General features: G+C 69.7%; 14 protein-coding genes and 1 tRNA gene. 11 read left to right on the top strand and 4 right to left on the bottom strand.

Annotation, left to right across the window (positions count from 1 at the left end):
- Positions 1-182 precede the first annotated feature (182 nt).
- On the top strand, positions 183-845 hold the full coding sequence (locus ACHBTE_RS35055; protein ID WP_394729691.1) for a DegT/DnrJ/EryC1/StrS family aminotransferase: 663 nt from the start codon (positions 183-185) through the stop codon (positions 843-845).
- Between the two features lie 75 nt (positions 846-920).
- Positions 921-996 (top strand) — tRNA-Thr (locus tag ACHBTE_RS35050).
- A gap of 61 nt (positions 997-1,057) precedes the next feature.
- Here ACHBTE_RS35050 and ACHBTE_RS35045 read toward each other — a convergent pair.
- Positions 1,058-3,814 carry a SpoIIE family protein phosphatase gene (locus ACHBTE_RS35045; protein ID WP_394729689.1) on the bottom strand — a complete coding sequence of 919 codons (2,757 nt, stop codon included), beginning with the start codon at positions 3,812-3,814 and terminating at the stop codon, positions 1,058-1,060.
- A gap of 372 nt (positions 3,815-4,186) precedes the next feature.
- Between ACHBTE_RS35045 and ACHBTE_RS35040 the strand changes: the two genes are divergently transcribed.
- The 9 genes from ACHBTE_RS35040 (at position 4,187) to ACHBTE_RS35000 (ending at position 18,645) form a co-directional block, all read left to right on the top strand.
- Entirely contained in the window at positions 4,187-9,658 is a 5,472-nt protein-coding gene (locus ACHBTE_RS35040) for a HAMP domain-containing protein (RefSeq protein WP_394729687.1), read from the top strand.
- A gap of 244 nt (positions 9,659-9,902) precedes the next feature.
- Positions 9,903-10,577 carry a two-component system response regulator gene (locus ACHBTE_RS35035; protein ID WP_388810850.1) on the top strand — a complete coding sequence of 225 codons (675 nt, stop codon included), beginning with the start codon at positions 9,903-9,905 and terminating at the stop codon, positions 10,575-10,577.
- Between the two features lie 157 nt (positions 10,578-10,734).
- Entirely contained in the window at positions 10,735-13,509 is a 2,775-nt protein-coding gene (locus ACHBTE_RS35030; protein WP_394729684.1) for a DNA translocase FtsK, read from the top strand.
- Positions 13,510-13,789: 280 nt separating this feature from the next.
- Positions 13,790-14,626 carry a helix-turn-helix domain-containing protein gene (locus ACHBTE_RS35025; RefSeq protein WP_394729682.1) on the top strand — a complete coding sequence of 279 codons (837 nt, stop codon included), beginning with the start codon at positions 13,790-13,792 and terminating at the stop codon, positions 14,624-14,626.
- A 93-nt stretch (positions 14,627-14,719) separates the two neighbouring features.
- Positions 14,720-16,189, top strand: a complete 1,470-nt coding sequence (rimO, locus tag ACHBTE_RS35020; protein ID WP_394729680.1) for a 30S ribosomal protein S12 methylthiotransferase RimO — start codon at positions 14,720-14,722, stop codon at positions 16,187-16,189.
- Positions 16,186-17,019 carry a CDP-diacylglycerol--glycerol-3-phosphate 3-phosphatidyltransferase gene (gene pgsA, locus ACHBTE_RS35015; RefSeq protein WP_394729678.1) on the top strand — a complete coding sequence of 278 codons (834 nt, stop codon included), beginning with the start codon at positions 16,186-16,188 and terminating at the stop codon, positions 17,017-17,019. The genes rimO and pgsA overlap by 4 nt, the downstream gene beginning before the upstream one ends.
- Positions 17,016-17,561: a CinA family protein gene (locus tag ACHBTE_RS35010; protein ID WP_394729676.1), complete on the top strand. Its 546-nt coding sequence runs from the start codon at positions 17,016-17,018 to the stop codon at positions 17,559-17,561. The genes pgsA and ACHBTE_RS35010 overlap by 4 nt, the downstream gene beginning before the upstream one ends.
- 109 nt (positions 17,562-17,670) lie before the next feature.
- Complete coding sequence (locus ACHBTE_RS35005) at positions 17,671-18,051, top strand: helix-turn-helix domain-containing protein (RefSeq protein WP_030046881.1); 381 nt, start codon at positions 17,671-17,673, stop codon at positions 18,049-18,051.
- Between the two features lie 315 nt (positions 18,052-18,366).
- Positions 18,367-18,645 carry a hypothetical protein gene (locus ACHBTE_RS35000; RefSeq protein ID WP_394729674.1) on the top strand — a complete coding sequence of 93 codons (279 nt, stop codon included), beginning with the start codon at positions 18,367-18,369 and terminating at the stop codon, positions 18,643-18,645.
- On the opposite strand, the gene ACHBTE_RS34995 is transcribed toward ACHBTE_RS35000, so the two are convergent.
- The 3 genes from ACHBTE_RS34995 to ACHBTE_RS34985 form a co-directional block, all read right to left on the bottom strand.
- A complete protein-coding gene (locus tag ACHBTE_RS34995; protein ID WP_394729672.1) occupies positions 18,593-19,357 on the bottom strand; it encodes an SDR family NAD(P)-dependent oxidoreductase in 765 nt (254 codons plus the stop codon). The two genes, ACHBTE_RS35000 and ACHBTE_RS34995, sit on opposite strands and share 53 nt — an antisense overlap.
- 186 nt (positions 19,358-19,543) lie before the next feature.
- Complete coding sequence (locus ACHBTE_RS34990) at positions 19,544-20,422, bottom strand: DNA-formamidopyrimidine glycosylase family protein (RefSeq protein WP_394729670.1); 879 nt, start codon at positions 20,420-20,422, stop codon at positions 19,544-19,546.
- Between the two features lie 143 nt (positions 20,423-20,565).
- The gene (locus tag ACHBTE_RS34985; RefSeq protein ID WP_394729668.1) at positions 20,566-25,620 is read right to left on the bottom strand and encodes an ATP-dependent helicase; all 5,055 of its coding nucleotides are present in this window, start codon (positions 25,618-25,620) and stop codon (positions 20,566-20,568) included.
- Between the last annotated feature and the right edge of the window lie 243 nt (positions 25,621-25,863).

Below are 25,863 nucleotides of genomic sequence, written 5' to 3'. Positions count from 1 at the left end.
GAAGCTAAGCCTTACAGCGCCGATGGTACTGCAGGGGGGACCCTGTGGGAGAGTAGGACGCCGCCGAACTCCTCTTAGAGGGCTGGACCCTGAACTTCGGTTCAGGGTCCAGCCCTTTTTTGTTCTGTGTCACCTGAAGTTCACGTTGCGCAACCACCATCTTCGATATGGGTACTGCTGCAATGCTCCGGGCTGCCGGCATAGGTGTCGGTGACGAGGTTGTCGTACCGGCCTTCGGGAACGCCGAGGTTGCCGAGGCCGTGGTCCTGGCAGGGGCGCTGCCGGTGTTCGCAGACATAGATCCGGTGACGTACTGCCTTGATCCGGCCGCTGTCGAGGCGGTCGTGAGTTCGCGGACGGCGGCTGTGGTCGCCGTACATCGCTTTGGTCGTGCGGCGGATATCGCACGGTTGCACGCGGTGGGGCAGCGGCACGCGCTGTTGGTGCTGGAGCAGGGTGAGTCCGAGACTCCGTACGACGAGATCGCTCAGCGGAGGCAGCGGGCGGCGTATCTGGATGCGAAGTTGAAAGGTGTGTTCACCCCTGATGGCGGGGATGGGCATACCTATCAGCAGTACGTCGTGCGGGTGCCGGGGAACGGACGGCCGGATCGGGATGCTTTTGCCCGGGCCGTGCGGGCCAAGGGAGTTGAGTGCCGGGTGCCGGTGAAGACACCGGTGCACAGGCTGCCGGAGTTCCGGAGGTGTGTGTCCCTGCCGGAGACCGAACGGGCCGCGGATGAAACGTTGGCTCTGCCCGTCGATGCCGGGCTGACCAAGCGGGACATGCAGCGGATAGTGTCCGCCTGCAATGCGCTCGGAGGACTGCTGCAACCCGCCTTCTGAGCGAGTTGGGAGCACGGGTGTGTTCGGGGTATGATCTATTCCGTTGCCGCGAGGGGAACTTCGCAAAGGCAGCAGGCCCCTATAGCTCAGTCGGTAGAGCGTCTCCATGGTAAGGAGAAGGTCAACGGTTCGATTCCGTTTGGGGGCTCCAGACAGAAAGGCCCCGCCCATCTGGGCGGGGCCTTTTTCATGACTGTCTGCCAGTGGCTTCCTCAGTCCTTGTGAAGGCCCGGCACGCGCATGGCCAGAATCGCCATGTCGTCGGAAGGCGCATCCGAGGCGAAGCGCTCGACTGCGCGCATGATGCGGGCCGCGACCGCGCCGGCCGTCAGGCCCGTGCAGGTGGTGAGGACGTCGGCGAGGCCGTCGTCGCCCAGCATGCGGGTGCCTTCGCGGCGCTCGGTGACGCCGTCCGTGACGCACAGGAGGACGTCGCCCGGGTCGAGGGTGACTGTCTGCTCGTAGAGCTCGAGGTCGTCCATGACGCCGAGGAGCGGCTGGGGTTCGGCTGCCGGTTCCACAGTGCCGTCCTGCCGCAGCCGGAGAGGCAGCGGGTGGCCGGCGCAGACCACCTTCAGCTCCGCGCTGCCGTCCTCCTGCGGCCTCAACTCGCCGTAGAGCAGGGTCAGGAAGCGGCTGCGGGCGCCCTCGTCGAGGATGGCGGAGTTCAGGCGCTCCAGTACTGCCGGGCCGCTGAGGCCCTCGCGGGCCAGGAGCCGGAGTGCGTGCCGGGCCAGGCCGGTGACCGCCGCAGCGTTCGGGCCCGTACCGCAGACGTCGCCGATGGCGAAACCGTAGGCGCCGTCGCTGATCGGGAAGAGGTCGTAGAAGTCGCCGCCGACCTCATTGCCCTCGCCGGCGGCGCGGTAGATGACCTCGACCTCGACGCCGGAGATCTCCGGGAGCTCCGGTGGCAGCAGGCTGCGCTGGAGGGACTGGCTGATGGCTGTGCGCTCGGAGTAGAGGCGGGCGTTGTCCAGGGCGAGGGCGGCTCGGCGGCTCAAGTCCTCGGCCAGTTCCAGGATTTCCTGGCGGAAGTGTTCGTCAGTGGGCTTGCCCAGCGTCAGCATGCCGATGACGCGGTTGCGGGCCACGAGCGGCAGGACCACTGTCTCGCCGCCGACCGCGGACGCCGTGGCGAGGGTCGGGCCGATGCCGATACCGCTGCTGACGCGGTGCGGGGGCTCGCCCAGGCCCAGGCTGCGCATGGAGGTGCGCAGGGCCGCCTGGTGAGCCATCTCGGCCGGGGCCGACCAGACGCGGGCGCCGGGGGTGGGGACGGGGTCCGGTGGGGCGATCTTCGACAGCAGGGACTTGATGCCGTCGATGAGTTCCTCGTCCTCGTGCAGGACGTAGGAGAGGTACGGCTCGGAGGCCTGGTCGGCGATCGTGTAGACGGCGCACCAGGTGGCGAGGGTCGGGACCGTCATCTGGGCCATGAGGGCCAGGGTCTGGTCGCGGTCCAGGGTGCCGGCGAGCAGGTCGGAGGCTTCGACGAGGAAGCTGAGGGAGCCGCGGCGCAGACGTTCGAGTTCGCCGAGGCGGGCGGATTCGACGGCCAGCGCGATGCGGTCGGCGGCGAACTGGAGGCGCAGCGCCTCCTCGTTGGAGTATCTGCCGGGGGCCTCGGCGGCGACGCCGAGCGATCCGGTGAGGCGGCCCTCGACCTTCAGGGGGACCGTGACGACCGAGCGCATGCCGGTGCCGCTCAGCAGGGGTACGGCGCCGGGGACCATCGTGAGGTCCTCGTGGACCGACGGCATGCGGGCCGAGCCGTAGCGGCCCGGGCCGGCTTCGACGGGTACGCGCGCGAAGCGCTGGCGGGCGGAGGGCAGGCCGGTCGAGGCGCGGACCTCCAGTTCCGTTTCGTCGTCGGTGGCGAGGAGCAGGAACGCGGAGTCGCCGTCGAGCATGTCACGGGCGCGTTCCACGGTGCGCTGGAGGAGGCCGTCGAGGTCGTCCGGGGCGGGGGAGCCGATGAACACCTCGAAGGGGTCGGTGCTCTGGGCCTCGGTGGTGGTGGAGGTGTCGGAAGCGGGGACGCGCAGCGGGGTCTGGAGTACGGCGCGTTCGTGGTCGCGGACCAGGAGACAGACTGTGGACGGTTCGCCGTCCGTGTCGCGGACGCGGAGGTGGGAGGCGTAGACCGGGGTGACGCGGCCGTTGGCGCCTCTTATGCCGTAGCTGCCCTCCCAGCGGGAGAGCTGCAGGGCCTCGGCGATGCCCGTGCTGGTGCCCGGGGTGTGCGGCCAGGCCGCGAGGTCGGTCAGGGGCTTCCCGACGACCTGCTCGGCCGCATAGCCGAATAGATCATCGGCGTCTTCGTTCCAGGACGAGATGGCGCCCGTACGGTCGATCTGGACCACCGCCACTCGGACGCGGCCGTCGGCGAGCGGGAGGAGGTCGGAGGGCAGGGACGGGCCAGCGGCGCGGGTGCCCACCGGGCGTTCGGGGAGGTCGAGTTGGAACCAGACCTGTTTGTGCGTGGGGGTGTAGTCGACGCCCCAGCGGCCGGCCAGGGCCGCGCACAGCTGGAGGCCGCGGCCCCCCTCCCGGTCCGGGCTGCCCATGTTGACGGGGGAGCCCTGCAGCGGGATTTCGCGTTCCGGATACCGGTCGGCCACCTCGATCCGTACGCCGTCGTCACTGCGCAGGCACAGGACGTCCGCGCTGGTGCCCGCGTGCACCACGGCGTTCGTCACCAGCTCGCTGGTGAGGACGACGGCGTCGTCGACGATGTCCGCGAAGCCCCAGCCCTGGAGCGTGTCGCGGACGAAGGAGCGGGCGCTCGCGACCGATCGCCCGACGGGATCGAAGCTGGCTGCCGCGCGCGCGGTGATCACAGAACTCCTCGACCGGTTGTCGACGTGCAGGGCCCCGGGGCTGCCCGGCTCGTGCCACTGGTGCGGCATCTTCGTGCCGTTCGGCCCGTCCGGGGGCTGTCCCCCCGGGATCAGTCCGGTGGTCATGTCCGGCTGTCCCTCCGATGCCCGCTCGTACTCTCGCCACCGCCCAGGCCGGACGGACCGGTGCGGCTGGACAGCCGCATGCAAGGTTACTTACCTTCGCCGTCGATGCGGATGCCGGTGTGCAGTGTTTCCGTCCGGAGGGTGTGCGGACGATGTGCGAAGCTGCCGAACTGTTATGGCCGGGTTCGGCCGGGGTGAAACACTGGGCAAGCTTCTTGTGAAGGTCCGGGCAGGCCGGGTGTCATTCGCGTACCGCGGGCAGCAGCACGTGGAGTCGCCTGGTATATCCGGCAGGAATACGCAGCAGTAACGGGTACGCGGAGCAGTGGCCCGAGCACAGCAGTAACGGTCGACCCCTGCGGGAGGGACACAGTGGAGTCTGGCGCAGCGACGCGGGGCACTAAAACGCGCGCGAAAGGCGGACAGTCCCTGAAGAACGAACGCAAGCGAGGCGGGACCACTGCCGTGGACACGGCTGCCCTGAACCGGCTGCTGACGGCTCTGGTGTCGATGCGTGACGGGAACTTCCGCAAGCGGCTCACGGTGTCCGGGGACGACGTGATGTCGGAGATCGCCGCGGTCTTCAACGAGGTGGCGGACCGCAATCTCCACCTCACGGGTGAGCTGTCGCGGGTGCGCCGCATGGTGGGACGCGAGGGCAAGCTCACGGAGCGCCTGGAGACCGGAGCCTGCGAGGGCTCCTGGGCAGCCGCCATCGACAACTCGAACGCCCTGGTGGACGACCTCGTACGGCCGGTCTCCGAGGTCGGACGGGTGCTGACCGCGGTGGCCGAGGGTGATCTGTCGCCGCGGATGGAGCTGCGCACGCAGGCGGCGGACGGTACGGGGCATCCGCTGCGGGGTGAGTTCCTCAAGGTCGGGCGGACTGTAAACAACCTTGTCGATCAGCTGTCGACCTTCACCGACGAGGTCACGCGGGTGGCCAGCGAGGTGGGCACCGAGGGCAAGCTCGGCGGGCAGGCACGCGTGCGTGGCATGTCGGGTTCCTGGAAGGACCTCACGGACTCCGTCAACACGATGGCGTACCGGCTGACGGCCCAGGTGCGGGACATCGCGCTGGTGACCACGGCGGTCGCCAAGGGTGATCTGTCCCGGAAGGTCACGGTTCATGTGGCCGGCGAGATGCTGGAGCTGAAGAACACCGTCAACACGATGGTGGACCAGCTGTCGTCGTTCTCCTCCGAGGTGACGCGAGTCGCGCGCGAGGTGGGTACCGAGGGCGAGCTCGGCGGGCAGGCGCAGGTTCCCGGTGTGGCCGGTGTGTGGAAGGACCTCACCGATTCGGTGAACCTGATGGCCGGCAACCTGACCGCGCAGGTGCGCGGGATCGCCCAGGTGACGACCGCGGTCGCCAACGGTGATCTGTCGCAGAAGGTGACGGTGTCGGCGCGCGGCGAGGTGGCACAGCTCGCGGACACGATGAACCAGATGACGGAGACGCTGCGGACCTTCGCGGACGAAGTCACACGCGTGGCCAACGAGGTCGGCGCCGAGGGGCGGCTGGGCGGTCAGGCGAATGTGCCGGGCGCGGCGGGGACGTGGAAGGACCTCACGGACTCCGTCAACACCGTCTTCCGGAACCTGACGACGCAGGTGCGGGACATCGCGGCGGTCACCACGGCCGTCGCCAACGGTGATCTGTCGCAGACGGTCACGGTCGACGTGGCCGGCGAGATGCTGGAGCTGAAGAACACCGTCAACGGCATGGTGGACCAGCTGTCGGCCTTCGGTGCCGAGGTCACGCGCGTCGCGCGCGAGGTGGGTGTCGAAGGTGAGCTCGGCGGTCAGGCGCATGTGTCCGGTGCGGCGGGGACGTGGAAGGACCTGACGGACTCCGTCAACACGGCGTTCCGGAACCTCACCGGACAGGTGAGGAACATCGCCCAGGTGACCACGGCCGTGGCCAACGGTGACCTGTCGCAGAAGGTGACCGTGGACGTCTCCGGCGAGATGCTCCAGCTGAAGAACACCGTGAACACGATGGTGGACCAGCTGTCGTCCTTCGCCGACCAGGTCACGCGCATGGCCCGGGACGTGGGTACCGAGGGCCGCCTCGGCGGTCAGGCGGTCGTCCCGGGGGTCGCGGGCACGTGGAAGGAGCTCACCGACTCCGTCAACGGAATGGCAGGAAACCTTACCGCCCAGGTGCGGAACATCGCCCAGGTCACCACGGCGGTGGCCCGGGGTGACCTGTCGCAGAAGATCGACGTCGACGCGCGCGGCGAGATCCTGGAGCTCAAGAACACCATCAACACGATGGTCGATCAGCTCTCCGGCTTCGCGGACCAGGTGACCCGCGTCGCCCGTGAGGTGGGCACCGAGGGCCGCCTCGGCGGGCAGGCGCAGGTTCCCGGTGTCGCCGGTGTGTGGCGGGACCTGACCGACTCCGTGAACGGAATGGCAGGAAACCTCACCGCTCAGGTGCGCAACATCGCCCAGGTCGCCACCGCGGTGGCTCGCGGTGACCTGTCGCAGAAGATCACCGTCGACGCCCGCGGCGAGATCCTGGAGCTCAAGAACACCCTGAACACGATGGTGGACCAGCTGTCGTCGTTCGCGGAGGAGGTCACCAGGGTCGCCCGTGAGGTGGGCACGGAGGGCCAGCTCGGCGGTCAGGCCGAGGTGCAGGGGGTCTCCGGCACCTGGAAGGACCTCACGCAGTCCGTGAACTTCATGGCGAACAACCTGACCATCCAGGTGCGCCAGATCGCCGAGGTCACGACCGCGGTCGCCAAGGGCGACCTCTCCAAGAAGATCACCGTTGACGCCAAGGGCGAGATTCTGGAGCTCGTCACGACCGTCAACACGATGGTCGACCAGCTGTCCAGCTTCGCCGAGCAGGTGACCCGGGTGGCCCGTGAGGTGGGTACCGAGGGCATCCTGGGCGGCCAGGCTCATGTGCCGGGCGTCACCGGCATCTGGAAGGACCTCAGCGGCAACGTCAACCTGATGGCCAACAACCTGACCATGCAGGTGCGGAACATCTCCCAGGTCGCGGCGGCGGTCGCCAACGGTGACCTGACGCGGACGGTGACGATCGAGGCGCGCGGAGAGGTCGCGCAGCTCGCCGACACCTTCAACACGATGGTGAAGACGCTGAGTTCGTTCGCCGACCAGGTCACCAAGGTGGCCCGCGAGGTGGGTACCGATGGAATCCTCGGTGGTCAGGCGCATGTGCCGGGTGTGGCCGGTACCTGGAAGGACCTCACCGAGTCCGTGAACCAGATGGCGTCCAACCTGACCGGTCAGGTGCGCAACATCGCCATGGTCACGACCGCCATCGCCAAGGGCGACCTGACCAAGAAGATCGACATCGACGCCCGCGGCGAGATCCTCGAGCTGAAGACGACGATCAACACGATGGTCGACCAGCTGTCGTCCTTCGCCGAGGAGGTCACCCGAGTCGCCCGCGAGGTGGGCACGGAGGGGCAGCTCGGGGGCCAGGCACGCGTGCGTGACGTCGACGGCACATGGCGCGACCTCACCGAGTCCGTGAACGAAATGGCAGGAAACCTTACTAGGCAGGTGCGTGCCATCGCGCGGGTGGCGACCGCGGTGACCCGTGGTGACCTGAACCTGAAGATCGACGTCGATGCGTCCGGCGAGATCCAGGAGCTCCAGGACTACATCAACAAGATGATCGCCAACCTGCGCGACACCACGATCGCCAACAAGGAGCAGGACTGGCTCAAGGGCAACCTCGCCCGGATCTCCGCGCTCATGCAGGGCCGCCGCGACCTGGAGGACGTGGCGTCCCTGATCATGAGCGAGCTGACGCCGGTGGTGTCCGCGCAGCACGGTGCGTTCTTCCTGGCGATGCCACTGGTCGACGGCAAGGACATGAGCGCCGAGAACGAGGACCAGTACGAGCTGCGGATGCTGGGGTCGTACGCCTACTCGATGGGCTCCATGCCGGCGTCGTTCAGCCCGGGCGAGGGGCTGATCGGGACGGCCGCCATGGAGAAGCGCACGATCTTGGTGGAGAACGCGCCGAGCGGCTATCTGAAGATCTCCTCCGGGCTCGGTGAGGCCCCGCCCGCACAGGTGATCGTCCTTCCGGTGCTGTTCGAGGGCAAGGTGCTCGGCGTGATCGAGCTGGCCTCCTTCACGCCGTTCACGCAGATCCAGAAGGACTTCCTCAACCAGATCGCCGAGATGATCGCGACCAGCGTCAACACCATCTCGGTCAACACCAAGACCGAGGTGCTGCTGAAGCAGTCGCAGGAGCTGACCGAGCAACTGCGTGACCGGTCGGAGGAGTTGGAGAACCGGCAGAAGGCGCTCCAGGCGTCCAATGCCGAGCTCGAGGAGAAGGCCGAGCTGCTGGCCCAGCAGAACCGCGACATCGAGGTGAAGAACACCGAGATCGAGGAGGCGCGGCAGGTCCTGGAGGAGCGCGCCGAGCAACTGGCCGTGTCGATGCGCTACAAGAGCGAGTTCCTGGCCAACATGTCGCACGAGCTGCGTACGCCGCTCAATTCGCTGCTGATCCTCGCCAAGCTGCTCGCCGACAACGCCGAGGGCAACCTCTCGCCCAAGCAGGTCGAGTTCGCCGAGACCATCCACGGCGCCGGCTCCGACCTGCTCCAGCTGATCAACGACATCCTCGACCTGTCCAAGGTCGAGGCGGGCAAGATGGACGTCTCCCCGACGCGCATCGCGCTCGTCCAGCTCGTGGACTACGTGGAGGCCACGTTCCGCCCGCTGACCGCGGAGAAGGGCCTGGACCTGTCCGTACGGGTCTCGCCCGAGCTGCCCGCCACGCTGCACACCGACGAGCAGCGGCTGCTCCAGGTGCTGCGCAACCTGCTCTCCAACGCCGTGAAGTTCACCGACTCCGGTTCGGTCGAGCTCGTCATCCGGCCCGCCGGGATGGACGTGCCGCAGAAGATCCGCGAGCAGCTGCTGGAGGCCGGTTCGCTGGCCGAGGCGGACGCGCCGCTGATCGCGTTCTCCGTGACGGACACCGGCATCGGGATCGCCGCCAGCAAGATGCGGGTGATCTTCGAGGCGTTCAAGCAGGCGGACGGCACGACCAGCCGCAAGTACGGCGGTACGGGGCTGGGGCTGTCGATCTCGCGGGAGATCGCCCAGCTGCTCGGTGGTGAGATCTACGCCCAGAGCGAGCCGGGGCGCGGCTCGACGTTCACGCTGTATTTGCCGCTGCACCCCAGCGAACTGCCTCCGCACGGCTACCAGCAGCAGTTGCCGCCGCTCGACGCGGGCGCCCTGGTGGCGTCGGCGGCGGATCTGGCGGAGATGTCGGACGCCGAGATCGAGACACCCGCCGAGGTGCGGTCGTACCGGGAGACGCAGAACGGCGCCGCGGCGCTCTTCAGGCGCCGCCGCAGGGCCGCGCACGAGCTGGAACAGCGGCCGGCGCAGCAGGAGCAGTGGTCGGCGCCGGAGCATGACGTGACGCCGCAGTCGCCGCGGGGTGTCCGGTTCGGCGGCGAGAAGGTGCTGATCGTCGACGACGACATCCGCAATGTCTTCGCCCTGACGAGTGTCCTGGAGCAGCACGGCCTGTCGGTGTTGTACGCCGAGAACGGCCGGGAGGGCATCGAGGTCCTCGAGCAGCACGACGATGTGGCGGTCGTGCTGATGGACATCATGATGCCGGAGATGGACGGGTACGCGACCACTACGGCGATCCGCAGGATGCCGCAGTTCGCCGGGCTCCCGATCATCGCGCTGACCGCCAAGGCGATGAAGGGTGACCGGGAGAAGGCCATCGAGTCCGGCGCGTCTGATTATGTGACGAAGCCTGTCGACCCTGATCATCTACTGGCAGTGATGAACCAGTGGATGAGGGCGCAGTGACAGGAACGAACAGTGTTCACACCGGGTTGCTGACTCAGTGTGCTCGAAGTCGTGTAGAAGTGCGGGATTCGGGGAACCTTCTGGTCTCCTGCTGCGTTTCTGCTACGTGCACAGTGACATCGCGGTGACAGGGTGTGGCGACAGGCGGGGTGCGGCTACCATGACCGGCACGAGGGCGGGCGGCGTAAGGGAGTCGTCCCCTGGGGCGGAGCCCGGTGCACTGCCGGGGCGAGGAGGGCGGGCCATGGTGCAGAAGGCCAAGATCCTCCTGGTCGATGACCGGCCGGAGAATCTGCTGGCGCTGGAGGCGATCCTCTCTGCGCTCGATCAGACCCTGGTGCGGGCATCGTCCGGGGAGGAAGCGCTCAAAGCACTGCTGACGGACGACTTCGCGGTCATTCTGCTGGACGTTCAGATGCCGGGAATGGACGGTTTCGAAACCGCCGCGCACATCAAGCGGCGAGAACGGACCCGGGACATCCCGATCATCTTCCTCACCGCGATCAACCATGGCCCGCATCACACCTTCCGTGGCTATGCGGCGGGCGCGGTGGACTACATCTCCAAGCCCTTCGACCCATGGGTGCTGCGGGCGAAGGTCTCGGTGTTCGTCGAGCTGTACATGAAGAACTGCCAGCTGCGTGAGCAGGCGGCGCTGCTGCGGCTGCAGTTGGAGGGCGGCGGCAAGGCGGCGGACGCGAAGGAGCCGGCGGGTCTGCTGGCGGAGCTTTCGGCTCGCCTCGCGGCGGTCGAGGAGCAGGCCGAGGCGCTCTCCAAGCAGCTGGACGACGAGTCGGCGGACGCGGCGGCGGTGGCCACCGCGGCGCATCTCGAACGCAAACTCACGGGATTGCGACGGGCGCTGGACGCCCTGGAGCCGGGCACCGGAAGCACGTCGTCGGTCTCCTCGCAGAACTGATGCCACGCTTCGGCGTGTTGGCGGTCGGCCCCGAGCCGCCCGGTCCGACACCGACCGGTGAACCTGCGTCAGTTCGCCGCCTCAGCAAGGGCGACACGAACGGGTGAAGCAGTGGGCACACGTGTCCACTGTCTTCTCCACCGGTAACCTCAGTTCCATGGCCTCACGTCCCTCCGCAGCCAAGAAGCCGCCCGCGAAGAAGGCAGCCGCTTCCGCGAAGGCTCCGGCGAAGAAGGCCGCCGCCAAGAAAGCCCCCGCCAAGAAGGCGCCGGCCAAGAAGGCCGCGGCGAAGAAAGCCGCGCCTCCGAAGCCGGCACCCAACCCCACCGGGGGCATCTACCGACTTGTGCGTGCCGTCTGGCTCGGGCTCGCGCACGCCGTCGGCGCGGTGTTCCGCGGCATAGGGCAGGGCGCGAAGAACCTCGACCCCGCCCATCGCAAGGACGGCGTCGCGCTGTTGCTCCTCGGCCTCGCGCTGATCGTCGCCGCCGGTACCTGGTCCAACCTGCGCGGGCCCGTCGGCGATCTCGTCGAGATGCTGGTGACCGGTGCCTTCGGCCGACTCGACCTGCTCGTGCCGATACTGCTCGCGGTCATCGCCGTACGGTTCATCCGGCATCCCGAGAAGCCGGAAGCCAACGGCCGCATCGTCATCGGCCTGTCCGCACTCGTCGTCGGCGTGCTCGGCCAGGTCCACGTCGCCGTCGGCGCGCCCGCCCGCAGCGACGGAATGCACGCCATAAGAGACGCCGGCGGGCTCATCGGCTGGGGCGCGGCGACTCCGCTGACGTACACCATGGGCGAGGTCCTCGCCGTACCGCTGCTCGTGCTGCTCACGATCTTCGGGCTGCTGGTCGTCACGGCCACCCCGGTCAACGCGATTCCGCAGCGGCTGCGCCAGCTCGGTGTCCGGCTCGGCATCCTGCCCGACCCCACCGAGTACGAGGACTACGGCGACGACCTCGGCGAGGACGACCAGCGCTACGACGACCAGTGGCGCGAGGCGCTGCCGGCGTCGCGCAGCCGCAAGCGCGGACCCGCCCCGCAGGCGTACGACCCCGACAGCGCCGAACAGGAGGCTCTCTCGCGGCGTCGGGGCCGTCCGAGGCGCTCCGCGGTGCCGCAGCCCGAGATGGGGCGTGCCATGGACGCTGTGGACGTCGCGGCGGCTGCTGCCGCCGCGCTCGACGGCGCCGTCATGCACGGGATGCCTCCCTCGCCGATCGTCGCCGACCTCACCCAGGGCGTCAGCGTCGGGGACCGCGAGGAGACCACTCCGGTGCCGACTCCGGTCCCGGCCGCGCGGCCCGAGCAGCAGAAGCTCCCCAAGACCAAGGCGGCCGATCTCACCAAGTCCGAGACGCCGAGTCCCGACCAGGCCGCGGTCCCCGACCTCACCAAGGCCGCCCCCGACCAGATGCGCGACCTGCCGCCGCGCGCCGAACAGCTCCAGCTGTCCGGTGACATCACGTACTCCCTCCCGTCGCTCGACCTCCTCGAGCGGGGCGGCCCCGGCAAGTCGCGCAGCGCCGCCAACGACGCCATCGTCGAGTCGCTCACCACCGTCTTCACCGAGTTCAAGGTCGACGCCCGAGTCACCGGCTTCACGCGCGGGCCGACGGTCACGCGCTACGAGGTGGAGCTCGGGCCCGCTGTGAAGGTCGAGCGGATCACCGCGCTGACCAAGAACATCGCGTACGCCGTCGCCAGTCCGGACGTGCGGATCATCAGCCCGATCCCCGGCAAGTCCGCGGTCGGCATCGAGATCCCCAACACCGACCGCGAGATGGTCAACCTCGGTGACGTGCTGCGCCTCGCGGCAGCCGCCGAGGACGAGCACCCCATGCTGGTCGCGCTCGGCAAGGACGTCGAGGGCGGCTATGTGATGGCCAACATCGCGAAGATGCCGCATGTGCTGGTCGCCGGTGCGACCGGTTCCGGTAAGTCGTCGTGCATTAACTGCTTGATCACTTCGGTCATGATGCGGGCCACCCCGGAGGACGTCCGTATGGTCCTCGTCGACCCCAAGCGCGTCGAGCTGACGGCGTACGAGGGCATCCCGCACCTGATCACGCCGATCATCACCAACCCGAAGCGGGCCGCCGAGGCGCTCCAGTGGGTCGTACGGGAGATGGACCTCCGTTACGACGATTTGGCGGCGTACGGATATCGGCACATCGACGACTTCAACGAGGCCGTTCGCAACGGCAAGGTGAAGGCTCCGGAGGGCAGCGAGCGCGAGCTCCAGCCGTATCCGTATCTGCTGGTGATCGTCGACGAGCTCGCCGACCTGATGATGGTCGCGCCGCGGGACGTCGAGGACGCGATCGTGCGCATCACGCAGCTCGCGCGCGCGGCCGGCATCCACCTGGTGCTGGCCACCCAGCGTCCGTCCGTCGACGTCGTCACGGGACTGATCAAGGCGAACGTGCCCTCGCGGCTCGCGTTCGCCACGTCGTCGCTCGCCGACTCCCGCGTCATTCTCGACCAGCCCGGCGCCGAGAAGCTCATCGGCAAGGGTGACGGGCTGTTCCTGCCGATGGGCGCCAACAAGCCCACCCGTATGCAGGGCGCGTTCGTGACCGAGGAGGAGGTCGCGGCGGTCGTCCAGCACTGCAAGGACCAGATGGCGCCCGTCTTCCGGGACGACGTCGTCGTCGGGTCGAAGCAGAAGAAGGAGATCGACGAGGAGATCGGCGACGACCTCGACCTGCTGTGCCAGGCGGCCGAACTGGTGGTCTCCACCCAGTTCGGATCGACGTCGATGCTCCAGCGCAAGCTGCGCGTCGGCTTCGCCAAGGCCGGCCGGCTGATGGACCTGATGGAGTCGCGGGGCATCGTTGGGCCGAGCGAGGGTTCCAAGGCTCGTGACGTTCTTGTGAAAGCTGATGAGCTGGACGGCGTGCTCGCCGTCATCCGCGGGGAGGCATAAAGAAGTCCGGAGCGGAAACAAGGAGGCCATGGCCGCCTTGCGGGCGGATGGGGCGATGCGTCGATGCCCGATCGTGACTCACCCGTAAGGGATCATTGAGCAACCCTTCTCTTCCGGCGTACGTCAAGTTGAGCGAAGCGACAAACTTCTGGTCCACCATCGGCGTGTCCGGCCATTCCGATGGCGTACAAAGTCCCACCGCCCGGTTGCCCCACCCTTTCGTACCCCCCCTAGACTGAACCTCCAGCACAGGTGGCTTAAACGCTCGAAAGGCGCCCCCGTGTCCATCGGCAACTCCCCTGAAGACGAGCGTCCGTTCGAAGACGTATCCGACGATGACCGCCCCTCGATCGGCCGTGCCCTCAAGCAGGCGCGCATCGACGCCGGGCTGACCGTCGACGACGTCAGCAGTGCCACCAGGGTCCGCATCGCCATCGTGCACGCCATCGAGGCGGACAACTTCGCTCCCTGCGGCGGCGACGTGTACGCCCGAGGCCACATCCGGACCCTGGCCAAGGCCGTCCAGCTCGATCCCGCACCCCTTATCGCCCAGTACGACGACTCGCACGGCGGACGTCCGGCGCCGACCCCGGCCGCCCCTCTGTTCGAGGCGGAGCGCATCCGTCCCGAGCGGCGTGGACCGAACTGGACCGCGGCCATGGTCGCCGCGATCGTCGCCGTGATCGGTTTCGTCGGGTTCACGGCGTTCAAGGGTGAGGGTGAGGGCGGCAAGTCGTCGGTCGCCGAGGGCGGCTCGACGCCCACGGCCGACAAGGCCACCCCGACCCCGAAGACCGACAAACCCAAGGACCCCGAGCCCGAATCGTCGGACAGCGCCATCGCCGCCGTCCCGCAGGACAAGGTGACCGTCCAGGTCAGCGCCGCGGACGGACGGAGCTGGGTCGCGGCCAAGGACCACAACGGCCGGCTCCTCTTCGACGGCCTCCTCAAGCAGGGCGACTCCAAGACCTTCCAGGACAACGAGAAGATCAACCTCGTCCTCGGTGACGCCGGGGCGATCGACCTCTACGTCAATGGCAAGAAGATCGAGGACGACTGGCAGCAGGGCGCCGTGGAGCGCCTGACCTACACGAAGGGTGACCCGCAGGCCGGATAAGTCCGGCCGAAGGGTTGAGCGCGGACGGGGTTGGCCAAGATCGGCCAACCCCGTCGACGTGGGCTGTCAGTGAGACAAAGTAGTCTTGAGCCCATGCCTGAACGCCGTACCGTCGCACTCGTCACTCTTGGCTGCGCCCGTAACGAGGTGGACTCGGAGGAGCTCGCAGGCCGCTTGGAGGCGGACGGCTGGGACCTCGTGGAGGACGCCGGGGACGCGGACGTCGCCGTCGTCAACACCTGCGGCTTCGTCGACGCCGCCAAGAAGGACTCCGTCGACGCCCTCCTGGAGGCCAACGACCTCAAGGGACACGGAAGAACCCAGGCCGTCGTGGCGGTGGGCTGCATGGCCGAGCGGTACGGCAAGGATCTTGCCGAGGCACTCCCCGAGGCCGACGGCGTGCTCGGCTTCGACGACTACGCGGACATCTCCGACCGCCTCCAGACCATCCTGTCCGGCGGCATCCACGCCTCGCACACCCCGCGCGACCGGCGCAAGCTGCTGCCGATCAGCCCTGCGGAGCGGCAGGAGTCCGCGGCCGGCGTTGCGCTCCCGGGACACGCGCCTGCCGATCTGCCGGAAGGGCTCGCTCCGGCCTCCGGGCCCCGCGCGCCCCTGCGCCGCCGTCTGGACGGCGCCCCGGTCGCCTCGGTGAAGCTCGCCTCCGGCTGCGACCGGCGCTGCTCCTTCTGCGCCATCCCGTCGTTCCGCGGCTCCTTCATCTCGCGCCGCCCCAGCGACGTACTGAACGAGACGCGGTGGCTGGGCGAGCAGGGCGTCAAGGAGATCATGCTGGTCTCCGAGAACAACACCTCGTACGGCAAGGACCTCGGTGACATCCGGCTGCTGGAGTCCCTCCTGCCCGAGCTGGCCGAGGTCGACGGCATCGAGCGTGTCCGCGTCAGCTACCTCCAGCCCGCCGAGATGCGGCCCGGGCTGATCGACGTCCTGACCTCGACGCCCAAGGTCGTCCCGTACTTCGACCTGTCCTTCCAGCACTCCGCCCCGAACGTGCTGCGCGCCATGCGGCGCTTCGGTGACACCGACCGCTTCCTGGAACTGCTCGACACCATCCGCGGCAAGGCGCCGCAGGCCGGCGTGCGCTCCAACTTCATCGTGGGCTTCCCCGGGGAGACCGAAGCCGACCTCGCCGAGCTGGAGCGGTTCCTGAACGGCGCCAGGCTGGACGCCATCGGCGTCTTCGGCTACTCCGACGAGGAGGGCACGGAGGCCGCGACGTACGACGACAAGCTCGACGAGGACGTCGTCGCCGAGCGGCTTGCCCGCGTCTCGCGGCTGGCCGAGGAGCTCGTCTCGCAGCGGGCCGAGGAGCGGGTCGGCGAGACCGTGCAGGTGCTGGTGGAGTCCGTCGACGAGGACGGTGTCCACGGGCGCGGGGCCCACCAGGCTCCGGAGACGGACGGCCAGGTGCTGCTCACGAGCGGCGAGGGCCTGAGCATCGGTCGTATGGTCGAGGCGAAGGTGGTCGGTACGGAAGGCGTCGACCTGGTGGCCGAGCCGCTTCTGGACACGCTCGCGTGTAGTGGGGAGGCGGGCAGATGACCGGAGTTCCGGCGTCCGCCGCGGGAGGCTCCTCCAAGGCGGGTGCGGCGGGCAAGGTGAGTGCGGTGGGTTCTGCGGGTTCGTCGAAGTCCGCAGGCTCGACGCCCGCAGGCTCGAAGGTCGGCGGTGCGAAGATCGCCGGGTCGGAGGTCACCGGTTCGAAGGTCGGTGGCGACGAAACCGGTGTGCCGGGCGAGGCCAAGCCCGCGCGGGGCGGGAAGATCGCGGCTGCGGCCGTCAACCAGGCCAGTATCTGGAACATCGCCAACCTGCTGACCATGCTCCGGCTGGTCCTCGTGCCGGCCTTCGTCGCGCTGATGCTGGCCGACGGCGGATATGACCCGGCGTGGCGCTCCTTCGCCTGGGCGGCCTTCGCCATCGCCATGATCACCGATCTCTTCGACGGTCATCTGGCTCGGACGTACAACCTTGTCACCGACTTCGGGAAGATCGCCGACCCCATCGCCGACAAGGCGATCATGGGGGCGGCGCTGATCTGTCTGTCCGTTCTGGACGATCTGCCTTGGTGGGTGACGGGCGTCATCCTCGGCAGGGAACTCGGGATCACGCTCCTGCGTTTCATTGTCATCCGGTACGGCGTCATCCCGGCGAGCCGTGGCGGCAAGCTGAAGACCCTCACCCAGGGCGTGGCCGTCGGGATGTACATCCTGGCGCTGACGGGGTGGCTGGCCACTCTGAGGTGGTGGGTGATGGCCGCGGCGGTCGTCCTGACCGTCGCGACCGGGCTCGACTATGTGAGACAAGCCATTGTGCTGCGCAGGCAGGGAATCGCCGAGCGCAAGGCCGCGTTGGAGGAGACGGAAGCGTGAACGCCCGGGCCGCCGACGTGGTGCGACTACTCGCAGTGAAGGGCGAGACGCTCGCTGTGGCCGAGTCGTTGACCGGCGGACTGGTGGCGGCGGAATTCACAGCCGTCCCCGGGGCCTCACAGGCGTTCCGGGGGTCGGTGACCGCCTACGCCACCGAGCTCAAGCATCGGTTGCTCGGCGTCGACGCCACCCTCCTGGCGCAGCACGGAGCGGTGAATGCGCAGGTCGCGGCCCAGATGGCAGTAGGTGTGAGAAAGGCCCTGGGTGCCGACTGGGGCATCGCGACGACCGGTGTCGCGGGGCCCGAGGAGCAGGACGGACAGCCCGTGGGGACGGTTTTCGTCGCCGTGGACGGACCCTGTGACTCAGGTTCCGGTTCCGCCGGTGGCGGAAAAGTGGAGGCCCTGCGGTTGAACGGCGACCGTGCGGAAATTCGTATGGAGAGTGTACGGAGCGTACTCGCACTCCTCCTGAAGGAGCTTGCGAGCGAACACAGTGGGAATGAGCGGGCACAGGATACGGAACAGAACGGGGGGTTTTGATGTTTGCAGCCCTGAGTGAACACGACATCGCTCCCCGCACGGCCGCGGCGCAAGGCGGTACGGTGGGGCGTGAAGGATGCGGCTACGCGGTCCGAGGAGGGAGCCACCGATGATTCTGCTCCGTCGCCTGCTGGGTGACGTGCTGCGTCGGCAGCGCCAGCGCCAGGGCCGTACTCTGCGCGAAGTCTCCTCGTCCGCCCGAGTCTCACTCGGCTATCTCTCCGAGGTGGAGCGGGGGCAGAAGGAGGCTTCCTCCGAGCTGCTCGCCGCGATCTGCGACGCGCTGGACGTACGGATGTCCGAGCTCATGCGGGAAGTGAGCGACGAGCTCGCACTCGCCGAGCTGGCCCAGTCTGCTGCGGCCACCCCCAGCGAGCCTGTACCCGCGTCGGTTCGTCCGATGCTGGGTTCCGTGTCGGTGACCGGTGTGCCACCGGAACGGGTGACCATCAAGGCGCCTTCCGAGGCGGTGGACGTGGTCGCCGCGTGACGGTGACACTCATGCGCGTGCACTGACCCTGCGCTGAGGAGTTGTGTGAGGCCCCGGTCCGGGCTTCTCCAGGAGATCTGGAGGAGTGCGGTCGGGGTTTCGTGCTGTGCGGGGTCTGTCGCGCCGCTCACGGGCCCTGCCGCGCCGGTCGGGCGGCCCGCGTCCGTTTGCCGCGGGGTGGCGCGGCGGTCATGGTGGAGGGTGCGACGGCGCGGGACCCGAGGTGACGGCCTTGCCCGCGCCGCAACTGTGTTCCGCCGGTGCGCCCTCCCCGTGGGTGAACGGGCGGCCTCGCCCTCGGGCTGGAGGTGAGTAGTGGCAGGGCCGATAGCGCGCTGGGGGGTGCTCCTCGGTTTCGGGGCCCTGTGGTGGTGGGCCGTGCTGCGGCTCGCGCTGGCGCCGGACGCGGGGGCGCTGGAGGGAGCCGTCGCGGCCGGCGGGTGGGGGCTGAGTCTGCTGCCGGTGCACTGTGTGCCGAAGGAGCAGGCCGCGGGAGCCGTCGACCCACGACGCTGGGCGCTGGCCTGGCGGGCGGGGCGGATCACCACGGCATCGCCACACCACCGTTCGGACGAAGGAGCTGCCCCGTGGTGAAGGACGAGGCATCGGACGCCAGATGCAGCACCGTGTGCGCGATGTCCTCCGGCTCACCGACCCGGCCCAGCGGAGACATCCGGGCCATGAGGGCCTCGGTCCGAGTCTGTTCCGCGCTGCCGTGGCGGTCGGTCATCGGGGTGCGGATCCAGCCCGGTGCCACCGCGTTGACGCGGATGCCGTGCGGGCCCATCTCCGTCGCCAGTGTCTTCGTCAGCTGGACGACCGCGGCCTTCGCGGCGCCGTAACAGAGCAGCCCGGGGCCACCTGTGTCTACCGCGCCCGAGGCCATGGTGATGATGCTGCCCCTGACGCGCTGGGCGAGCATCGCGCGGGCCGCCTCCTGGCAGGCGTACAGGACGCCTTTGAAGTTGACGTTCAGGACTCGGTCGAGGTCGTCGTCGCGGGTCTCCAGGACCGGGCTGCTGTGCATGATCCCGGCGACCGCGGCCAGCACGTCGAGACGCTCGCAGAAGGCGACGGCCTCGCGGATCTGGTCGCGGTCGGTGACATCGAGGTGGTGGGTGCGGGCGGTGCCGCCGCGTGACTTGATCAGGGTCGCGGTCTCGTGCAGGCCCTGACTGTCGCGGTCGGCGCAGTGCACTGCCGCGCCGGCCTCGGCGAGCAGCACGGCCGAGGCACGGCCGATGCCGCTGGCGGCGCCGGTGACGAATGCGGTGCGTCCGGTGAGGTCGTACGCCTTTACGGCCATGGAGGGACCGTACGAGGGGTTCTGACGGGTCGTCAATCGGCGAGGAACGGTTGTCAATCAGTGAGGGACGGTTGCCAATTAGTGAGGAACGGTTGTCAATTAGTGAGGACGGGCGGCGATTGGTGAGGTGGGTGGCGGTGGGGGCGCCGCTTACTCGGCTGTGGCTCGTCAGTTGTTGAGCGGTTGTCAGTTGGTCGTGCGGCGCTGGGTTCTGTGGGGTGGGGTCCGGCTGGAGCTTGGGCTCGGGGCGGGGCCCGCCTGGCAGTGGGGACACCAGTAGGTGGGGCGCTCGCGGGAGCCGTCGCCCTGGTCGGCGAGGCGAATCGGGGTGGTGCAGCGCAGACAAGGGCGCCTGGCACGGCCGTACACGAAGAGGTCCTGGCCGCGGCGGCCCGTCGTACTGCGGATCGGGCGCTCGCGGTTGGCCTCCAGCAGTTTCTTGGCGAGCACGGGCAGTTGAGCGGTGTGCTCGGCGGGGAGCGCGCCTACGGGGAGCCAGGGTGTGACACGGAGCAGGAAGCAGAGCTCGCTCTTGTAGACATTGCCGATTCCGGCGAGGTTGCGCTGGTCCAGCAGGGCTTCGCCGAGGGCGCGGTCGGGTTCGCGGATGAGGTTGGCGAGGGCGAGGTCGGGATCCCAGTCCGGGCCGAGGAGGTCGGGGCCCAGGTGGCCTACGGCGCGGTCTTCTTCGGTGGTGCGCATGAGGTCGAGGACGGGGAGGCGATAGCCGACGGCTGTGCGCGCGGGGCGGGCGTCGGGGTCCTCCGCATCGGGGGCGGCGGCCAGGACCACGCGGATCTGGTAGGCGGGGCCGCCCGTCCAACGCTGCTGGTCGGCGTACACCTTCCAGGAGCCTTCCATCCCGAGGTGCGAGTGGATCGTCAGGCCGCCTTCGACCCGGGCGAGGAGGTGCTTGCCGCGCGGGGTGACGTCCAGGACGGTACGGCCCGCGAGGTCGACGGTGGCGTACTTCGGCACCCGGAAGTCGCTGAGGGTCAGCGTTTTACCGGCGAGGGCGGTGTGCAGCCGATTCGCGGATTGCCAGACCGTGTCACCTTCGGGCATGAGTCAAGGGTGGCATGCGTGGTGTGAGGTGGGCGGGCGGAGGGGGTGGTGTGGTGTGGGGTTGTGAGGGGGTGGGGCGGCTGGAGGGCGGTGGGGTGGGGTGAGTGGGTGGCTAGTGTGGGGTGGGGCGTCCTGGGGTGAGGTCATGCGCGTAGGCGTAGGCCGCGGGGTGTCGCGATGAAGCCTGCGCTTTCCAGGAGGGTGCCGATGGGGGAGGTCAGGGCCGAGGCGCCGTTCACGCGTTCCACGGTGACCGTGCCGAGGGAGCCCGCGCGGGCCGATGCGGCGAGGGCTTCCGCTGCCGTGTGCAGGCGGGGGTCGTCCGTGGGTTCGGTGTCAGGGGTCGCGGGCCAGGCCAGCAGGGTTTTGCCGCCTCGCTCCATGTAGAGGGTCAGCTCGCCGTCGACGAGCACCACGAGGGAGCCCGCCTTGCGGCCGGGCTTGTGGCCGGCGCCGGTGGGGGGCTCGGGCCAGGGGAGGGCCGCGCCGTATGCGTTGGCCGGGTCGGCTGCGGCCAGGACTGCGGCTCGGGTGTCGGGGGTGGAGCGGCGGCGGGAACCGAAGCCGGGGGCGTGTGCACCGGGGCCGTGTATGCCGCCGTTGTGCCATGCCGGGTGTTGTGGGGAGCGCCGGCTGCTTCGGGGGGCTGTGTCGCGTGGGGAGACGTAGTCGCCGGGGCCGAGGTGGGCGTCCAGGAAGTCGTGGTCGAGGTCCGGGATGTCGTAGGCGGGGGGGCTGTCCGGGGTTTGGGTCGTGGGGGAGTGGGTGGTGGAGGGGTGGTGGGGAGAGCCGTATGTCTCGACATCGACATCGACATCGCCGTCGCCGTCGGTGCCGGAGGTGGTGGGGGGCTGGGGGGCGTCGAAGCCGACGGTGTCGAAAGGGTCGGGGGTGTCGTAGTGGTCGGGGCCGCCGGAATCGTCGGGGGTGGCCGGGGCTGGGAGGCTGTCGCCTCGTTCGCGGGCGTTGGCCACCGCGCGGAGGCGGTCCACCGCGCCGTCCATCGCGAACTGGGCGGCGCCGAGACCCTCGACCACGTAGCCGCGTCGGGCCTGGCCGGTTTCCTCGAAGGCGGACAGGATGCGGTACGTCGCCGAGAAACCGCCCTCGACGCCCTCGGCGGCGACCGCCCCTCGGGTCACCACGCCGTGGCGGTCGAGGAGGGTGCGGGCCAGGGCGTGAGCGCGGACCGTGGGGTCTGCCTCGTGCGCCGGGAGGAGGGACCACCGGCCGGCGACGGTGGGCGGGCCGGTGCGGGAGGCCGAGCGGGCGGCAGCTGTGAGAGAGCCGTAGCGTCCTCGCGGGACCGTGCGTTTGGCGCGGTGGGCCGTCGAGCCGGCGGTGCGGCCCGAGCCCAGCAGTGAGCGCATCGGGGCGAGCGTGTCGTTCGTCAGGCGGCCGGACCAGGCCAGCTCCCACAGCGCGTCGGCGAGTTGGGGGTCGGTGGCGTCGGGGTGAGTGGTGGCGCGGATCTGGTCGGCGATCTGGCGGAAGAAGAGGCCGTAGCCGGCGGAGAGGGTGTCCAGGACGGATTGGTGCAGCGCCGTCAGCTCCAGGGGGTGGGGCTGCGGCAGGAGCAAGGGGGCCGCGTCCGCCATGTAGAGGGAGACCCAGCCGTCCTTGCCGGGCAGTGAACCGGCTCCGGCCCAGACGACCTCGCCGGCCGAGGTCAGTTCGTCGAGCATCGCGGGGGTGTAGCCGGCGACGCGGGCGGGCAGGACGAGCTTCTCCAAGGCGGACGCGGGCACGGACGCGCCCTGCAACTGCTCGATGGCACGGACCAGTCCGTCGATGCCGCGCAGCCCGTGGCCCCTGCCGATGTGCTGCCACTGCGGCAGGAACTGCGCGAGCGCGGCCGGGGGCACCGGCTCCAGTTCGTGCCGCAGCGCGGCGAGGGAACGGCGGCGCAGTCGGCGCAGAACCGCCGCGTCGCACCACTCCTGGCCGATGCCGGCAGGGTGGAACTCGCCCTGGACGACCCGCCCGCTCGCCGCCAGCCGCTGGAGGGCGCCATCCGTGATGGCCACGCCCAGACCGAAACGGGCGGCTGCCGTGGCCGACGTGAACGGACCATGGGTGCGGGCATGGCGCGCGAGGAGATCGCCGAGCGGGTCCTTGACCGGCTCGGTGAAAGCCTCGGGAACCCCGACCGGCAGGGCGGTGCCGAGCGCGTCGCGCAGGCGGCCGGCGTCCTCGATCGCCGCCCAGTGGTCGGCGCCGGCGACGCGCACCCTGATTGCGCGGCGAGTGGCGGCCAGCTCCTGGGCCCAATGCGGTTCGGCGCCGCGCTCGGCCAGCTCGGCATCGGTGAGCGGGCCGAGCACGCGCAGCACGTCCGCGACGCCTTCGACGTCCTTGACCCGGCGGTCCTCGGTCAGCCACTGAAGCTCCCGCTCCAGCTCGGTCAGCACCTCGGCGTCGAGCAGCTCGCGCAGCTCCGCCTGGCCGAGCAGTTCGGCCAGCAGCCGCGAGTCCAGCGAGAGGGCGGCGGCGCGGCGCTCGGCGAGCGGTGAATCCCCCTCGTACAGGAACTGGGCGACGTACCCGAAGAGGAGGGAGCGCGCGAAGGGCGACGGCTCGGGGGTGGTCACCTCGACCAGCCGCACCTTGCGGGACTCCAGGTCGCCCATCAGCTCGACGAGTCCGGGCACGTCGAAGACGTCCTGGAGGCATTCACGTACCGCTTCCAGGACGATCGGGAACGAGCCGAACTCGCTGGCGACCTCGAGCAGCTGTGCGGCGCGCTGACGCTGCTGCCACAGCGGAGTGCGCTTACCGGGGTTGCGGCGCGGCAGCAGTAGCGCGCGGGCGGCGCACTCGCGGAAGCGGGACGCGAACAGGGCGGAGCCACCGACCTGGTCGGTGACCATCTGGTCGACGTCGCCCTTGTCGAAGACGACGTCCGTCGCGCCAACGGGCGCCTGGTCGGCGTCGTACTCCGTGCCGGCCTTTCGCGGCTCCTGGTCCAGCAGGTCCAGGCTCATGAGGTCGGCGTCGGGCAGGCGCAGCACGATGCCGTCGTCGGCGTGCATGACCTGCGCGTCCATGCCGTACCGCTCCGAGAGCTTGGCGCCGAGGGCCAGGGCCCAGGGGGCGTGGACCTGCGCGCCGAAGGGGGAGTGCACGACGACGCGCCAGTCGCCGAGTTCATCGCGGAAGCGCTCCACGACGATCGTGCGGTCGTCCGGGATGTGGCCGCAGGCCTCGCGCTGCTCGTCCAAGTAGGACAGGACGTTGTCCGCCGCCCAGGCGTCCAGGCCGGCGGCGAGCAGCCGCAGGCGGGCGTCCTCCTTGGGCAGCGAGCCGACCTCGCGCAGGAACGCGCCCACCGCGCGGCCCAGTTCGAGCGGGCGCCCCAGCTGGTCGCCCTTCCAGAACGGGAGACGGCCCGGGACGCCCGGGGCGGGGGAGACCAGGACGCGGTCGCGCGTGATGTCCTCGATGCGCCAGGAGCTGGTGCCGAGCGTGAAGACATCGCCCACGCGGGACTCGTAGACCATCTCCTCGTCGAGCTCGCCGACCCGGCCGCCGCCCTTCTTGGGGTCCGATCCGGCCAGGAAGACCCCGAAGAGGCCGCGGTCGGGAATCGTGCCCCCGGAGGTGACGGCGAGGCGCTGGGCGCCGGGACGGCCGGTGATCGTGCCGGCGACACGGTCCCACACCACGCGCGGGCGCAGCTCGGCGAAGGCATCGGACGGGTAGCGGCCGGCGAGCATGTCGAGGACCGCCGTGAACGCCGACTCGGGGAGGGAGGCGAAGGGGGCGGCTCGACGGATCATGGCGAGGAGGTCGTCGAACTGCCAGGTGTCCATCGCCGTCATGGCGACCAGCTGCTGGGCGAGGACGTCCAGGGGGTTGGCCGGGACCTTGAGCGACTCGATCGACCCGGTGCGCATCCGCTCGGTGACCACGGCTGCCTGGACGAGGTCGCCCCGGTACTTCGGGAAGACCACGCCGGTGGAGACGGCGCCGACCTGGTGGCCCGCGCGCCCCACGCGCTGGAGGCCGGAGGCCACGGAGGGGGGTGATTCGACCTGGACCACGAGGTCCACCGCGCCCATGTCGATGCCCAGCTCGAGGCTGGACGTGGCTACGACCGCGGGGAGGCGGCCCGCCTTGAGGTCCTCCTCGACCAGGGTGCGCTGCTCTTTGGAGACCGAGCCGTGGTGGGCGCGGGCGATGACCGGGGGCGCGCCCTGGGCCGCGCCGGAGCCGCCCATGAGCTCCGCGGGGGCGTGCTGCTCGTCCATGGGTTCGCCGGTCGCCCGCTCGTAGGCGATCTCGTTGAGGCGGTTGCAGAGGCGCTCCGCGAGGCGGCGGGAGTTGGCGAAGACGATCGTGGAGCGGTGGGACTGGACGAGGTCGGTGATCCGCTCCTCCACGTGCGGCCAGATCGACGGGCGTTCCGCCGCGCCTTCGGAGCCGTCGGCGGCCGGGGAGCCGCCCAGTTCGCCGAGATCCTCGACGGGGACCACCACCGAGAGGTCGAACTCCTTGCCCGACTTCGGTTGGACGATCTCCACCTTGCGCTGGGGGGAGAGATAGCGGGCGATCTCGTCGACGGGGCGGACCGTCGCGGAGAGGCCGATGCGGCGGGCCGGCTTGGGGAGCAGCTCGTCCAGGCGCTCCAGGGTGAGGGCGAGGTGGGCGCCGCGCTTGGTGCCCGCCACCGCGTGGACCTCGTCCAAAATCACTGTCTCGATGCCGGTCAGGGCGTCGCGGGTGGCGGACGTCAGCATCAGGAAGAGGGACTCGGGGGTGGTGATCAGGATGTCCGGGGGGCGGGTCGCTAGGGCGCGGCGCTCTGCTGCGGGGGTGTCACCGGAGCGGATGCCGACCTTTACCTCGGGCTCGGGCAGGCCCAGGCGGATGGATTCCTGGCGGATCCCGGTCAGGGGGCTGCGGAGGTTGCGCTCCACATCGACGGCCAGGGCTTTGAGGGGCGAGACGTAGAGGACCCGGCAGCGCTTCTTGGGGTCGGCCGGTGGGGGCGTGGAGGCGAGCTGGTCGAGGGCTGCGAGGAAGGCGGCCAGGGTTTTGCCGGAGCCGGTGGGGGCTACGACCAGCACGTCCGAGCCCTCGTCGATGGCCTGCCACGCGCCGGCCTGGGCTGCGGTGGGCGCGGAGAAGGCGCCCGTGAACCAGCCGCGGGTTGCGGGGGAGAAGCCGTTGAGGGCTCGGTGCGGGTTGCTGACCATGCGTCCATCCTGCACCCGGGGACTGACAATGGGGTTGAGCTGGGGGAATGGCTCTGGCTGCGGGGCTGCGGGGCTGCCTGGCTGCGGTGCTTGTGCGGGTTCGGTGGGGGTTCGCGGTGATGCCTGCGGCGGCCTGTGGCTCCTTGGTGGGGGTGCGCGTAGCGCCTGCGGGTGGGGTGTGGGTCGGGGGGGGGGGGGGGGGGGGGGGGGGGGGGGGGGGGGGGGGGGGGGGGGGGGGGGGGG

Origin of the sequence: Streptomyces sp. M41, assembly GCF_043673425.1 — a bacterium.
Classification (GTDB): Bacteria; Actinomycetota; Actinomycetes; order Streptomycetales; family Streptomycetaceae; genus Streptomyces.
The sequence above is the reverse complement of the archived record's forward strand: the minus strand, read 5'-3'. Positions and strand labels throughout refer to the sequence as shown.